12 protein-coding genes are annotated in these 14,168 nt (G+C 73.5%); 2 read left to right on the top strand and 10 right to left on the bottom strand.

The window, feature by feature from the left end; all coding sequences use genetic code 11:
- Positions 1-10: 10 nt before the first annotated feature.
- Positions 11-1,537, bottom strand: coding sequence for an MFS transporter (locus tag ACFWPT_RS20095; RefSeq protein ID WP_380483181.1), 1,527 nt, complete (start codon positions 1,535-1,537; stop codon positions 11-13).
- 179 nt (positions 1,538-1,716) lie between these two features.
- A complete protein-coding gene (locus tag ACFWPT_RS20090; RefSeq protein ID WP_380483179.1) occupies positions 1,717-3,423 on the bottom strand; it encodes a DUF885 domain-containing protein in 1,707 nt (568 codons plus the stop codon).
- Positions 3,424-3,585: 162 nt separating this feature from the next.
- Between ACFWPT_RS20090 and ACFWPT_RS20085 the strand changes: the two genes are divergently transcribed.
- A complete protein-coding gene (locus tag ACFWPT_RS20085; RefSeq protein WP_380336772.1) occupies positions 3,586-4,341 on the top strand; it encodes a TetR/AcrR family transcriptional regulator in 756 nt (251 codons plus the stop codon).
- Between the two features lie 73 nt (positions 4,342-4,414).
- On the opposite strand, the gene ACFWPT_RS20080 is transcribed toward ACFWPT_RS20085, so the two are convergent.
- The 8 genes from ACFWPT_RS20080 to ACFWPT_RS20045 form a co-directional block, all read right to left on the bottom strand.
- A complete protein-coding gene (locus tag ACFWPT_RS20080; protein ID WP_380483176.1) occupies positions 4,415-5,266 on the bottom strand; it encodes a fumarylacetoacetate hydrolase family protein in 852 nt (283 codons plus the stop codon).
- Between the two features lie 207 nt (positions 5,267-5,473).
- A complete protein-coding gene (locus ACFWPT_RS20075) occupies positions 5,474-6,682 on the bottom strand; it encodes a serine/threonine-protein kinase (RefSeq protein ID WP_380483174.1) in 1,209 nt (402 codons plus the stop codon).
- Positions 6,683-6,780: 98 nt separating this feature from the next.
- Entirely contained in the window at positions 6,781-7,764 is a 984-nt protein-coding gene (locus tag ACFWPT_RS20070) for an ABC transporter substrate-binding protein (protein WP_380483172.1), read from the bottom strand.
- A gap of 152 nt (positions 7,765-7,916) precedes the next feature.
- Positions 7,917-8,708, bottom strand: coding sequence for an amino acid ABC transporter ATP-binding protein (locus ACFWPT_RS20065; protein ID WP_350879624.1), 792 nt, complete (start codon positions 8,706-8,708; stop codon positions 7,917-7,919).
- The gene (locus ACFWPT_RS20060) at positions 8,705-9,805 is read right to left on the bottom strand and encodes an amino acid ABC transporter permease (protein ID WP_380483170.1); all 1,101 of its coding nucleotides are present in this window, start codon (positions 9,803-9,805) and stop codon (positions 8,705-8,707) included. Before ACFWPT_RS20060 ends, ACFWPT_RS20065 begins: the two co-directional genes overlap by 4 nt.
- 28 nt (positions 9,806-9,833) lie before the next feature.
- Complete coding sequence (locus ACFWPT_RS20055) at positions 9,834-10,784, bottom strand: ABC transporter substrate-binding protein (RefSeq protein WP_063347827.1); 951 nt, start codon at positions 10,782-10,784, stop codon at positions 9,834-9,836.
- A gap of 10 nt (positions 10,785-10,794) precedes the next feature.
- Complete coding sequence (locus ACFWPT_RS20050) at positions 10,795-11,307, bottom strand: GNAT family N-acetyltransferase (protein WP_380372598.1); 513 nt, start codon at positions 11,305-11,307, stop codon at positions 10,795-10,797.
- Complete coding sequence (locus ACFWPT_RS20045) at positions 11,304-12,464, bottom strand: LLM class flavin-dependent oxidoreductase (RefSeq protein ID WP_380483168.1); 1,161 nt, start codon at positions 12,462-12,464, stop codon at positions 11,304-11,306. The genes ACFWPT_RS20050 and ACFWPT_RS20045 overlap by 4 nt, the downstream gene beginning before the upstream one ends.
- Before the next feature lie 664 nt (positions 12,465-13,128).
- On the opposite strand from ACFWPT_RS20045, the gene ACFWPT_RS20040 reads away from it, so the two are divergent.
- Positions 13,129-14,124 carry an amino acid ABC transporter permease gene (locus ACFWPT_RS20040; RefSeq protein ID WP_380483166.1) on the top strand — a complete coding sequence of 332 codons (996 nt, stop codon included), beginning with the start codon at positions 13,129-13,131 and terminating at the stop codon, positions 14,122-14,124.
- Positions 14,125-14,168 lie beyond the last annotated feature (44 nt).

Raw genomic sequence — 14,168 nt, 5'->3', positions numbered from 1 at the left:
GCTGAAAATTTCAGGGTTCTCGTCGGGGCTCTGCCGGGACGGCCGGGTGGGCCCCCGCCTGCGCCTCGACCGGGGCGACGGTCGTCACGGCGGGCGCCGGCCGGTGGTCGATCACCCGGAAGGCGATCAGCGCGGCCAGCAGCAGGACGCCCGTCGACACCCAGTTCGCGACCACGTAGCCGTGCACCGTGGCCTGGGCCCGCACCGCCGGCGACGAGGCGATCCGGGTCGCCAGGAACGACGCGGTGGCACTGGCCGCGACCGTGTTCAGCAACGCCGTGCCGAACGAACCACCCACCTGCTGGGCCGAGTTGATGGTGGCCGAGGCCGCGCCCGCCTCGCGCGGGGAGACCCCGAGGGTGGCCAGGTTCATCGACGGCATGAAGACCAGGCCCATGCCGGAGCCGAGCAGCAGCTCGGCGGGCAGTACCGTGCCGGCCCATGGGCTGTCCACCGTCATCCGGGTCAGCCAGGCCATGCCGGCCGCGGCGAGCAGCAGCCCGGGGCAGACCAGGTTCCGGGTCGGCACCCTGGTCATCAGCCGGGCCGCGAAGCCGGTCGAGCTGAGCACGATGGCGGCCGTCATGGGCAGGAAGGAGACGCCCGACAGCACCGGCGAGAAGTGCTTGATGACCTGGAGGTAGTAGGTGAGGAAGAGGAACAGGCCGAACATGCCGATCATGGCCAGGCCGACCGAGAGGGCGGCCCCGCCGCGGTTGCGGTCGGCGACGATGTGCAGCGGCAGCAGCGGGTGCGCGGTGCGCCTCTCGACCAGGACGAACACCGCGAGCAGCACCAGGCCGAGGGCCAGCGAGCCGAGCACCAGCCCGTCGCCCCAGGTCCGGGTGACGGCCTCGGAGGTGCCGAAGACGATCGCCAGCAGGCCGCCGCAGCCGAGCAGCGCGCCGGGCAGGTCGAGCCGGACCCGGCGCCCCCCGGCGGCGTGGTCGCGCTCCAGGAGGCAGGTGGCCGCGAGGGCCGCGGCGGCGGCGATCGGGACGTTGACGAACAGGCACCAGCGCCAGTCCAGGTACTCGGTCAGCAGCCCGCCCAGGATCAGGCCGAGGGCGGAGCCGCCGGCGGCGATCGCGCCGAAGACGCCGAAGGCCGTACTGCGCTCCCTGGGGTCCGTGAAGGTGGTGGAGAGCAGTCCCAGGGCCGAGGGGGCGAGCAGGGCGCTGAACCCGCCCTGGAGGGCGCGGGCACCGAAGAGCATGGCCGGGCCGTCCGCCGAGCCGCCGAGGGCGGAGGCGGCGGCGAAACCCAGCAGGCCGACGGTGAAGACGCGTTTGCGGCCGAAGAGGTCGCCCAGCCGTCCGCCGAGCAGCAGCAGGCCGCCGAAGGCGAGCGTGTAGGCGGTGATCACCCATTGCCGGTCGGCGTCGGAGATGCCCAGGTCCCGCTGGGCCGACGGCAGCGCGATGTTCACGATGGTGACGTCGAGGACGATCATGAGCTGGGCGACGGCGATGACCGCCAGCGCCCACCAGCGGCGGCTGTCCGCGTTCTCATGACCGGTGGCGGTTCGCGCAGACACTGGTCAGCCTTCCGGAGGGGTACGGAGGGGTCACGCAGTCGGGGAAGTCACGCAGTCGCCTTCAAGCGAAGCTCCCGCACGGACGGATGGCAAGGAAAAACCTCACCAAATCGACCTTTTCGGGCCAAAGGACCAGCGGCCCCGGGACTCGCGGACGAGGCCCGGGGCCGGCGGCCGACCTACAGTGCGGACAGCTCCTCGACCAGGTCGTCCAGCCCCAGCGAGCCCTGCGAGAGCGCCGCCATGTGCCAGGCCTTGAGGTCGAACTCCTCGCCGCGCGCCTCGTGCGCCGCCCGCGCCGCCGCCCGGCCGCGCAGCCAGGCGCGCTCGCCCAGCTTGTAGCCGATCGCCTGGCCGGGCATGCCCAGGTAGCGGACCAGCTCGCTGTCCAGGTAGTCGGGGGTCAGGCCGCAGTACCGGCCGAAGAACTCCCGGGCCGCCTCCGGACTCACCGGCTCGCCCGGCAGGTACGGGGAGTCGGCCGGGAAGTCCAGGCCCGCGTGCATGCCGATGTCGACGATCACCCGCAGCGCGCGCATCATCTGCGCGTTGAGGTAGCCGAGGCGGTGGCCCGGGTCGGTGAGGTAGCCGAGCTCGTCCATCAGGCGCTCGGCGTACAGCGCCCAGCCCTCCAGGTTGGCGCTCACCCCGCCCAGGCTGACCTGGTAGGTGGAGAGCCGGTCCGCGACGTAGTTCCACTGCGCGAGCTGCAGGTGGTGGCCCGGGACGCCCTCGTGGTACCAGGTGGAGACCAGGTCCCAGACCGGGAAGCGCTCCCGGCCGAGCGCCGGCAGCCAGGTCCGCCCGGGGCGGCTGAAGTCCAGCGAGGGCGCGCTGTAGTACGGCGCGGCCGCACTGCCGGGCGGGGCGATCCTCGACTCGACCCGGGTGATCGGCTCGGCCAGGTCGAAGTGGGTGCCCTGGAGGTCCCGGACCGCCTGGTCCATCAGCTCCTGGAGGTACACCCGGGTGGCCTCGGCGCCCTCCACGGCCGGGCCGTCCGCCTCCAGCCACTTCATCGCCGCCATCGGGCCGGCGCCGGGGCGGACCTTCTCGGCCTCGGCCTCCATCTGCGCGAGCAGGTCGCGGAACTCGCCCCAGGCCCATGCGTAGGCCTCGTCCAGGTCCAGGTCGGAGCCGGTCCAGAAGCGGACGAAGCGGCGGTAGCGCTCGCGGCCGGTGGTGTCGGGGGTGTCGGCGGCGGCCGGGCCGTAGACGTCGCGCAGCCAGTCGCGCAGGGCGGCCAGCGCCTCCCCGGCGGCCAGCGCGGGCCCGGACAGCTCGGCGCGCAGGCCCTCCGGCGCGCCCTGGACGAACGCGCCGAACCAGCCGCCGGGCACGTCCCCCTCCAGCCACTCGCCGAGCTGCCCGACCACGGTGGCCACCTGGCGCGGGCCGGACAGCAGGCCGCGCTCGATGCCGGCGGCCAGCGTCTCCCGGTACTGCGCCAGCGCGAGCGGGACGCGGGCCAGCCGGCGGCCGACCACCTGCCACTCGGCCTCGGTGTCCGTCCCCATCAGGGTGAAGACGTCCCGGACCTCGTGCACCGGGGAGCCCAGGTTGCGCACCGCGCGGAAGTTCTCCCCGGCCTCGTGGACGGCGAGTGCGGCGGTCAGCCGCTCGCGCAGCAGCCGGGCGCAGCGGCGCTCCGCCTCGTCCTGCGCGGCGTCGGAGCGTTCGGCCTCGGCGAGGGCCGCCAGGGTGCGGCGGCCGAGGTCGGCGATCGCCTCGGCGCCGGCCGGCGAGAGGTCGGGCAGCCGGTCGTCCTCGGGGCTGAACCCCAGGTAGACCGCGGTCAGCGGGTCGAGTTCGGCCAGGGCCCGGACGTAACCGTCGGCGACGCGGCGCGGGGTGGTGGCGTCGGAGGTGATCAGTTCTTCAACCATTCGGACATCATGGCGTGGCGGGGGCCGATTGCAAGCCTTTACCGGGCGATCGGTGACATGCACCGGCCGACCGCCGCCGGGCGGACCCACGCAAACACACGTTCGGGAAACCGCCGCGCGCGACAGGATCCGATCGGGCCCACGCCCATTACGCTGACCGCCATGGAAGCCCGCCCCGCCACGGCAACCGACCAGGTGCCCGCCCCGGCCGCACCCGGCCCCCGCCCGCGCCGCACCGGCTACCGGCGGCTGCCGGTGCAGCAGCGCCGCGAACAGCTGATCGCGGTCGCCCTGGAACTGTTCGCCGCCCGGCCGCCCGAGGAGGTGGGCCTGGACGACGTCGCCGAGGCCGCCGGGGCCTCCCGCCCGCTGGTCTACCGCTACTTCGCGGGCGGCAAGCAGCAGTTGTACGAGGCCGCGCTGCGCAGCGCGGCCGACGAGCTGACCAGCCGCTTCACCGTCCCGCTGGCCGGGACCCCGTCCGAGCAACTGGCGGCCGTCCTGGACGGCTACTTCGCCTTCGTGGCCGAGCACGACGCCGGCTACTCGGCGCTGCTGCGCGGCGGTTCGGTGGTGGAGACGGCCCGCACCTCGGCGATCGTCGACGACGTCCGGCGGGCGGCGCTCAAGCGGACCCTGCGGCACCTCGGCGTGCGGGAGGCCGGGCCCCGGCTGACACTGCTGGTGCGCTCGTGGATCGCGGTGGTCGAGGGCGCGTCGCTGACCTGGCTGGACGAGGGGCGCACGCTGCCGGTGGGCGAGCTGCGCGACTGGCTGGTGGACCAGTTCACGGCGATGGCGGCGGCGACCGCGCTGCACGACCCGCAGACCGCGCAGGTGCTGGCCGTGCTGCTCGCGCTGGAGGGGCCGCAGGCGTCGCGGGCCGAGCGGCTGCGCGAGGTGCTGGCGGCCCGGTGACCCGACCCCCGTGCCCGGGGTCGGGGCGGCCGGTGCCGCGCCGGCGGGGTTGTCAGGGAGTGTCAGGCACGCCCTACGCCTTGCCGAGGACCTGCCGCTGGCGGCCGAGGCCCTCGATCTCGATCTCGACGATGTCGCCCGGGGTCAGGAACGGCGTGCCGGGGTGGCCCAGGGTGACGCCGGCCGGGGTGCCGGTGACGATCACGTCGCCCGGCTCCAGGACCATGAACTGGCTGACGTAGCGGACCAGTTCGAGCACCGGGAAGATCATCTTGCCGGTGTTGCCGTCCTGCCGCAGGCCGCCGTTGACCCACAGCCGCAGCGGCAGCTGCTGCGGGTCGGCCACCTCGTCCGCGGTGACCAGCCAGGGCCCCAGCGGGGTGAAGGTCTCCGCCGACTTGCCCTTGTCCCACTGGCCGCCGCGCTCGAACTGGAAGGCCCGTTCGGTGACGTCGTTGGCGATCGTGTAGCCGGCGATCACCGCCGCGGCCTCCTCGTGCCCGGCCAGGTAGCGGGCGGTGCGGCCGATCACGACGGCCAGCTCGGCCTCGTAGTCGGTCTTCTCGCCGCCACGCGGCACCAGCACCTCGTCGTACGGGCCGACCACGGTGCAGCTCGGTTTGAGGAAGATCACCGGCTCGTCCGGGGGCGCGACCCCGGCCTCGGCGGCGTGGTCGCGGTAGTTGAGCCCGATGCCGACCACCTTGCCCGGGCGGGCGACCGGCGCGCCCACCCGCTGCCCGGCGAGGTCCACCCGGGGCAGCACCCCGGCGGCCACGTCCCGCGCCAGGGCGGCGGCGTCCAGCCCGGCCAGGAAGGCCCCGTCAATGTCCCGGGCACGCCCGGAGAGGTCGTACCCGATGCCGTCCTGACCCAGCACGACCGGGCGCTCGGCGCCCGGGGGTCCGACGCGGAGGAGCTTCATCGATCCGTCACCAGCCTTTTCGTCGCAACTCACCGGGGCGGCCGAAGACACCGCACCCGACTCTGGCAACGAGGTATATCAACGCCACCGGCCGTGAACCAGACCGTCCCGGTGGGCGGATTCCTCTCAATTCCCACAGTCGCCGCAGACGCCGAATCAGCGGCCCGCACGGTTGACAGCCTCCCGCCCGCGCTCCGCCGAGAGCCCTCAGCCGCCCTGCGGGCCGCCGCCGAGCAGGCCGGCCAGGCTCAGCGCCCGCGGCCGGCCCGGCCCGCTCCGGGCGGCCTCCCGGTGCCAGCGGTCGAGGTCGCGCAGCGCGTCGGCCCGGACGTCCGGCTCGGCGGCCGGCTCCGCGGCCAGCTCGCGCAGCAGCGCGACGGCGGCGCCCGGGCTGCCGTCCTGGGCCAGCCACAGGGCCAGGTCGTGGCAGGTGCGCAGGGTGCGCGGGTCGGCCGGACCGCAGATCCGGGCGAGGTCGGGGATGAGCGCGGTGAGCATCTCGACGGCCTCCCCGGGGGCGCCCTGCGCGCCGCGTAGCCAGGCCTGGTCGGCCCGGCGGCGCAGCTGCTCCGGGCTGGGGTCGTACGGGCGGAGCACCCCGGGCCGGATCCGGCGCAGCCGTTCCAGCACCTCGGCGGCGGTGGCCGGCCGGTCCGCGGGCCGTTTGGCGAGCAGCCCGGCGACCAGGTCGGCCAGCGCCGGATCGGTGCTGCGCACCCGGGGCGGGGTCTCCTCCAGGTGCTTGTACATGTACTCGGCGGCCGAGGAGGCGCGGAACGGGCGCCGCCCGGTGCAGAGTTCGTACAGCATGACGCCGAGCGCGTAGAGGTCGGCCCGGCCGTCCACGGCGGCGCCGGACCAGCACTCGGGCGCCAGGTACGGGACGGTGCCGACCACGCTGCCGGTGGAGGTGAGCACCGCGGACTGGGTGAGCAGCCGGGCGATGCCGAAGTCCAGCACCTTGGCCTTGCCGCCCGCGTCGACCATCACGTTCTCGGGCTTGATGTCGCGGTGGACGACGCCCGAGCGGTGCGCGGCGTCCAGCGCCTTGCAGACCTGGCGCATCCACTTCAGCGCGGCCTCCTGGTCCGGGACGCCGTCCTTGAGGATGTCGGACAGGGCCCGGCCGCGGACCAGTTCCAGCACCAGGTAGTGGGTCCCCCCGGTGGCGGTCGCGACCAGGCCGTAGTCGTACACGGTCACGATGTGCGGATTGGAGAGGCCGCCGGCCGTGCGGGCCTCGCGGACGAACCGCCCGACGGCCTCCCGGTCGGCGGCGTGCTCCGCCAGCAGCAGCTTGACCGCGACCTCGCGGTCGAGCCGCTGGTCGGTCGCCTTCCAGACCACCCCGAATCCGCCCCTGCCCAGCCACTCGTCCAGCCGGTACCGGCCGTCGAGCACCTCCCCCTGCTGCATGTCCTCCCCCAAGTCCGCCGTGTCCGGGCGGTGTTCGCCGTCGGATCGGAGGGGTCACCATAGCGGCGGGGGGCGGCGAACGGGTGAACGGACGGGCCCTACGGCTTGGGCAACCCGGGCGGGTTGACCTCGGAGGTCGGCACCGCCTCGTTGTCCAGGCCCCAGCGCTTGAGCACCTGGCCGTAACTGCCGTTCCTGATCACCTCGTTCAGCGCCCCGTTGAGCGCCTGGACCAGCCCGTTGCCCTTGCGGGTGGTCGCGGCGATCTTGCCGAGGACGTCCGCGCCGCCGCCCGAGTAGGTGCCGACGATCTCGGTCTCGCCGGTCTGCGCGACGTGGAAGGCCAGGTTGGGATTGGGGCCGACGTAGGCGTCGATCCGGCCGGAGGAGAGCGCCAGGTAGAACTCGGCGCCCTGGAAGTACTTGATGTCGATCGGCTTGAGGCCGTTCCTGGTGTTCTCCTCGCTCCAGGAGATCAGCAGCTTCTCCTGGTTGGTGCCGGAGGAGACGCCCACCGACCTGCCCGCCAGGTCCTTGGCGCCGGTGACCTTGAGACCGCTGCCCTTCCTGGCCTCGAAGCCGAGGACGTCCAGCCGGTAGGTGGCGAAGTCGTACTTCTCCTTGCGCGCCTCGGTGACGGTGATGTTGGAGAGGCCGACGTCGTACTTGCCGCTGTCCAGGCCGACGAAGATGTTCTCCCAGGAGACCGGGTTGAACTCGACCTTGAGGCCGAGCACGTTGCCGACCAGGGTGGCGATGTCCGGCTCGACGCCGATGATGGTCCTGTCGTCGTTGGCGTAGAAGTCCAGCGGCGGGGTGGTGCCGAGGGAGTCGACGACGGCCAGGGTCCCCCTCCTCCTGATCTCCTCCGGGACGAGCGCCGCGATCGCGTCGACCTTGGCCGTGGTCACCCGCTTCTGGTCAGCCGTCAGGTTCACCACGGCGCCGTTCGGCGCGGTGCTGCCCTTGGCCGGGGCGAGTTCCGCCGTGGCCCCCGAGGACGCGCCGCCGCAGGCGGTCAGGGCGAGGGCGGCGGCGAGCGAGCCGGCGGCGGTCACGAGGGCGCGACGGGGTAGGGGCATGGCGGAACTCCTGCTCGGTGAAGGGGGTTTCGGTGCGGCGGGAAGGGCTGGAGGCCCTCGGCTCAGGGCAGCTCGGCTCGGGGCAGCTCGGCTCGGAGCACCTCGGCTCAGAACACCTCGGCTCAGAGCACCTCGGCTCAGAGCACCTCGGCTCAGAGCACCTTGGCGAGGAAGGCCCGGGTGCGTTCGTGCCGGGGGCGGTCCAGGACTTCGGCCGGCGGGCCCTGCTCGACCACCACGCCGCCGTCCATGAAGACGACGGTGTCGGCGACCTCGCGGGCGAAGCCGATCTCGTGGGTGACCACGATCATGGTGGTGCCGGTCCGGGCGAGGTCCTTGATGACGTCCAGCACCTCGCCGACCAGCTCCGGGTCGAGCGCCGAGGTGGGCTCGTCGAACAGCAGCACCTTCGGCTCCAGGGCCAGCGCCCGGGCGATCGCCACCCGCTGCTGCTGGCCGCCGGAGAGCTGCCGGGGGTACGCGGCGGCCTTGTCCGCCAGGCCGACCCGCTCCAGCAGCGCCAGCGCCGTAGCCCTGGCCTCGGCCCTGGGGCGGCGCAGCGCGGCGATCGGTGCCTCGACCAGGTTCTCCAGCACGGTGAGGTGCGGGAACAGGTTGAAGTTCTGGAACACGAAGCCGATGTGGGTGCGCTGGCGCAGCACCTCGCGCTCCTTGAGCTCGTACAGCCGGTCGCCGGAGCGCCGGTAGCCGATCAGCTCGCCGTCGATGGCGACGTAGCCGCCGTCGAGCTTCTCCAGGTGGTTGATCGCGCGCAGCAGCGTGGACTTGCCGGAGCCGGACGGGCCGAGCACCACGGTGACCGAGCCGGCCGGGACGTCCAGGTCGACGCCGCGCAGCACCTCCAGTGGCCCGAAGCTCTTGTGCAGGCCGCGGACCTGCACCATCGGTGCGGCCGCCGGTTCGGTCCTGGTGAGCGTGGTCATCGACGTCCTCCGGTGGTGCGGGCGGTCGCTGCGCGGGCGGTCGGCGTGCGGGTGGTCGGCGTGCGGGTGGTCGGCGTGCGGGCGGGCAGGCTCCGGACGAAGGCCCGGGCGCGCTGGAGCGGGGTGGGCGGCGGGGTGCGCTGCGCGCCGCGGGCGAAGTAGCGCTCGACGTAGTACTGGCCGATGGACAGCACCGTGGTCAGCAGCACGTACCAGACGGTGGCGACCATCAGCAGCGGCACCACCCGGCCGGTCCGGCCGTAGACCACCTGGGCCTGGTAGAAGAGCTCGCCGATGGCCATCACGTAGACCACCGAGGTGCCCTTGAGCAGCGAGATCACCTCGTTGGCGGCGGCCGGCAGGATGCCGCGCATCGCCTGCGGCAGCACGATCCGCCGGCTCTGGCGCCAGCGCGGGATGCCGAGCGCGGTGGCGGCCTCCCGCTGGCCGGCGTCCACCGCGATGACGCCGCCGCGGATGATCTCGGCGGCGAACGCGGCCTGGTGCAGCCCGAGGCCGAGCACGGCGGCGCCGAGCGCGCTCAGCACGCCGACCGTCTCGAAGTCCCCGAAGGTCGGGCCGAACGGGATGCCGATCCCGAACCGCTTGTAGAGGTACGACAGGTTGAACCAGAACACCAGCTGGACGATCAGCGGGATCGAGCGGAACACCCACACGTACGCCCAGGCGATGGACTGGAGGATCGCGCTGCGGGACAGCCGCATCGCGGCCACCACGGCGCCCAGCAGGAAGCCCAGCCCGGTGCCGTAGACGGTGAGTTCGAGGGTGCGGCCGACCGCCTGGACGATCGTGTCGGCGGTGAAGTAGAGCCGGAAGGTGGCCCAGTCCCAGCCGGGGTTGGTGGCCAGGCCGTGGGCGAACTGGGCGAGCACGACGAGGGCGGCGACCCCGATCCCCCAGCGCCAGGGGTGCCGGGCGGGGACGGCCCGCAGAGCGGCCAGTTCGTCGAGGTCCAGGCGGGGGCCGGCGCCCGGACCGGGATCGGGTCCGGTCGCCGGTGCCCGCTCGGCCCGAGCCGGGGTCGGGGCCTGGGCCTGGGCTTGGGCTTGGGACGTCGCGGTGGTGCTGGCGGTCATCGGGAGGCTCCTTCGGCAGACCCGGGGATCACTGGTGTTCGGGCGGGCTGATCAGGGACTCCTTGATCGCCGATTCGGCGACCCCCCACTTCCTGAGGATCCGCTCGTACGTCCCGTCCTTGATCAGCTGGTTGACCGCCGCCTGGAAGGCCGGGGTGAGCTTCGAGCCCTTCTTGAACGCGAAGCCGACGTCCAGCCGGTGGAACTCGCCGAGGAAGCGCGTCCCGGAGGCCTCCTGCGCGGCCTGGTAGCGCAGGCCGTTGATGGTGGACATCAGGACGTCGACCCGGCCCTGCTGGAGGCCGGTGAGCACGGCCCCGGGGTCGCTGAACGCCTTGACCTCGTACGGCTTCTTCCCGGCGTCGGTGCAGGCGGTGCGCTTCGCGTTCAGCGTGGTCTCGAAGGTGGTGCCGGCGCCGGTGCCGATGGTCAGCCCGCAGAGCTGGAGCAGGTCGGTGACCGGCTGGACGGCCTGGTTGTCCTTGCGGACCGCGAAGCCCTGGCCGTCGTCGATGTAGGTGACGAAGTCGATGGTCTTCAACCGGGCCGTGGTGACCCCGAAGTTGCCGGTGCCGACGTCGAACTTGCCGCTGTCCAGGGCGGGCAGGATGGTCTCGAAGGCGGCCTCCTGGCGCTGCACGGTCAGCCCGAGCAGCCTGGCCACCGCATCGGTGAAGTCCACGTCGATCCCGGCCGGCTTCTTGGTGGCCTGGTCGGCGTAGAAGGCGGTGGGCGGCGAGCCGAAGGACGCGCCGAAGGTCAGCGTGCCGGCCTTGCGGACCTCCTCGGGCAGCAGCGCGGCGGCGGCGTCCGACTTCGCGAGGCCGGAGACGACGTCCTGGGAGACGGCGGTGGCGGCGGGCCCGCTCGCCCCCGCCGGGCCCGCGATCTTCGGGTCCGAGCCGCACGCGGCCAGCGCCAGCACCGGCAGCAGGGCGGTGGCCGCGAGCAGGCGGCGGCGGACGGTGGTGCTTCTCACGGGGGGCCTTTCAGGGGGTCGGAGCCAGCACCGGCAGGTGCTTCTCGAAGGGGAGCGGGCCGATCGTCAGGGGGTCGGCGGCGACGTCGAACAGTGGGGTGTAGCCGGACGCCAGGTAGAGGCCCCTGGCCTCGGGCTGGCGCGGACCGGTGGTGAGGTAGATCCGGGCGTAGCCGGCGGCGGCCGCCGTCCGCTCCAGCTCGGCCAGCACCCGGCGGGCCAGGCCGCGGCGACGGTGCGCGGAGTGCGTCCACATCCGCTTCAGCTCGGCGGTGCGCTCGTCGTACCGCTTGTACGCGCCGCCGGCGACGGGCTCGCCGTCCTCCAGCAGGAGCAGCAGGACGCCGTGCGGCTCGGCGAAGGCGTCCCGGGGGTAGCGGGTCATCTCCTGGTGCGCCTCGGGGCCGTAGCGGCTGACGTACTCGTGGGTGAGCTCGCGCAGCAGCGGCTCGACCAGCGGGTCGTCGATGGTGACCCGGCGGAACCCGGCCGCCGGGCCGGCCCCCCGGTCCGGAGCGCTCACGCCTGCACCGCGATCAGCTGGTGCCGGTCCCGCTCGGCGCGCTCGGCCGCCGCGGCGGCCTTGGCGGCGTCCCGCTTGGCGACCTCCTCACGGACGATCGGGATGACGTGGCGGCCGAAGTCGATCGCGTCGTCGAGCAGGTGGTAGCCGCGGGCGGAGAGGATGTCCACGCCGAGGTCGTAGTAGTCGAGCAGCGCCTCGGCGACCGTCTCCGGGGTGCCGACCAGGGCGTTGGAGTTGCCGGCCCCGCCGGTGGCCGCGGCGGTCGGGGTCCACAGCGCGCGGTCGTAGCGCTCGCCGGCCTCGGCGATCTCGATCAGCCGCTGGGAACCAGTGTTTTCAGGCGCTGCGGCGCCGAGCGGGCGGCCCCGGCGGACCAGTTCCCCGGACTCCCGGCGGGCCTTGATCGCGGCCACCGTCCGGTGCGCCTTCTCCCAGGCCAGTTCCTCGGTCGGCGCGATGATCGGCCGGAACGCCACCTGGATCCGCGGCACGTCGGTGCGCCCGGCGGCCCGGGCCGCCTCCTTCACCCGCTCGATCTGCTCGGCGGTGCGGGCCAGCGGCTCGCCCCACAGGCAGTAGACGTCCGCCTCGGCGCCGCCGGCCGCGTAGGCGGCGTCCGAGGAGCCGCCGAAGGAGACCCCGGGGCGCGGCTGCTGGACGGGGAAGACGTCGGAGACGAAGTCGTTGAAACGGTAGTGGGCGCCCTCGTGGTCGAAGGGCTCCCGGCTGGTCCACGCCTTCTTGACGATGCCGATGTACTCGCGGGTGCGCTCGTAGCGCTCGTCCTTGGACAGGAAGTCGCCCTCGCGCTGCTGCTCGTGGTCGCTGCCGCCGGTGATGAAGTGGACGGTCAGCCGCCCGTCGCTGATCTGGTCCAGGGTCGCGAAGGTCTTGGCGGCGAAGGTCGGGTAGGAGACGTTCGGCCGGTGCGCCAGCAGGATCTGCAGCCGGTCCAGGTGCGAGACGAGGAAGGCCGCCGCGGCCGCGGGTTCCGGGGAGCCGGCGCCGTACGCGAAGAGCACCCGGTCCCAGCCGTGGTCCTCGTGGACCCGGGCCAGCCGCAGGGTGTAGTCGCGGTCGAAGGCGGCGGTGGAGCGGGGGGTGGTCTCCGAGCCGTCGCCGGTGGCGGCGATACCGAGGAATTCGACGGGCATGGCGGAACCTTTCGGGGTGAGCGGAGTCCGGTGGACTGCGGGTGGGCAGGCCGGAGCCGGCCGGGGCGGGGCGGCCGTGAGCACGGGTGCGCGGCGGCCGCGCCGACGGTGGGGTCGGCGCTCGCGCGGCGGGAGGAGGTGGGAGGCAGGCGTGGACGAGGGAGTACTGCCGGAGTTCAGTGCGCGGTCGTCGGACGGCAGCGTGCGCCTGGGACGCCGTCAGCTGCGGACGGCTGGTCCCGGCCCGCGGCGGGGCAGACCGAGGGAGGGGTCCCCGCGGGAGATCAGAGGGCCGGACGGGCGGCCCGCTGCCGGGTCAGCCGCGACACGCCGCGGACCACACCCGACCGAAGTCGATGTGGTCGCGGGTGACCAGGGGCTGCTCGGCGTACATGGCCTCAAGTTGAACAGCCTGCCAAGTGGTCCGTCAACCACCCATCATTGCCGCTCTGTTGCGATCTCCTGTCGCCCTGCGACCGGTCCGCGCCGGGCCCCGGCCAGGGCCCGGACCACCCTTGACAGCCGTCGATCGCGCATGCGTACGATCACGGCGGAGTGCAGTGCACAGCGCCGGCCGTGTTGAGGGACACGGGCCGGTGCGACGGCCGTACGTGACCACACCCGTACCTCCCGCCCGCCCGCACCTCCGCCAGGAGCCGCCGCCATGGCCAGCCCGCAGGACCTCCTCCCCGCCCGCTCCACGCCCACCCCCGCCGCCGCCTCCACCTCCGCCTCCGCCTCCGACCGCCCCGGCCCGCCGCCCGACCCCGGCGCCCGGATCGTCGCCCGCCGCCGGCCCGGGCAGTGGGTCTGCGCCGGGATCGCGCTGCTGCTGACCGCGATGGCCGTCAACTCCGTGGTGCGCAACAAGGCCTTCCAGTGGGACGTGGTCGCCGACTGGTTCACCGCCGGGTCGGTGCTCAACGGCCTCACCCTGACCCTCTGGCTCACCGCCGTCACCCTCGCCCTCGGCTTCGTCCTCGGCACCGGCCTCGCCGTCATGCGGATGTCCGGCAACCCGGTGCTGCGCACCCTGAGTTGGGGCTACATCTGGATCTTCCGCTCCACCCCGCCGCTGGTGCAGCTGCTGTTCTTCTTCAACATCGGCGCGCTCTACCCGACCCTCGGCCTCGGCATCCCGTTCGGCCCCGAGTTCGTCACCGTCAAGACCGTCAACCTGATCGGCCCCACCCTCACCGCCGTCATCGGCCTCACCCTGCTGGAGACCGCGTACGCCGCCGAGGTGATCCGCGGCGGCATCCTGTCCGTCGACCGCGGCCAGCTGGAGGCCGCCTCGGCGCTCGGCCTCGGCCGGTGGCGGGTGCTGCGCCGGATCGTCGTCCCGCAGGCGATGCGCTCGATCGTGCCGACCGCCGGGAACATGCTGATCAGCGCGCTCAAGGGCACCAGCATCGTCAGCGTGCTGGCCGTCTCCGACCTGCTCTACTCGGTGCAGCTGGTCTACCTGCAGTCGTACCGGGTCATCCCGATGCTGGTGGTCGCCACCATCTGGTACCTGGTGGTCACCACCCTGCTGTCCGTCGGGCAGTACTACGTCGAGCGCCACTACGCCAAGGGCGCCACCCGGGACGGCCTGCCGCCCACCCCGTTCCAGCGGACCCGGGCCGCCCTGCGACGGCTGCGCGAGGTGGCGGCATGAGCGAGCGGAGCGAGCGAATCATCGAGAGGTGCGTGTTGCGCGAA

Source organism: Kitasatospora sp. NPDC058478, from assembly GCF_042720345.1.
Classification (GTDB): domain Bacteria; phylum Actinomycetota; class Actinomycetes; order Streptomycetales; family Streptomycetaceae; genus Kitasatospora.
The sequence above is the reverse complement of the archived record's forward strand: the minus strand, read 5'-3'. Positions and strand labels throughout refer to the sequence as shown.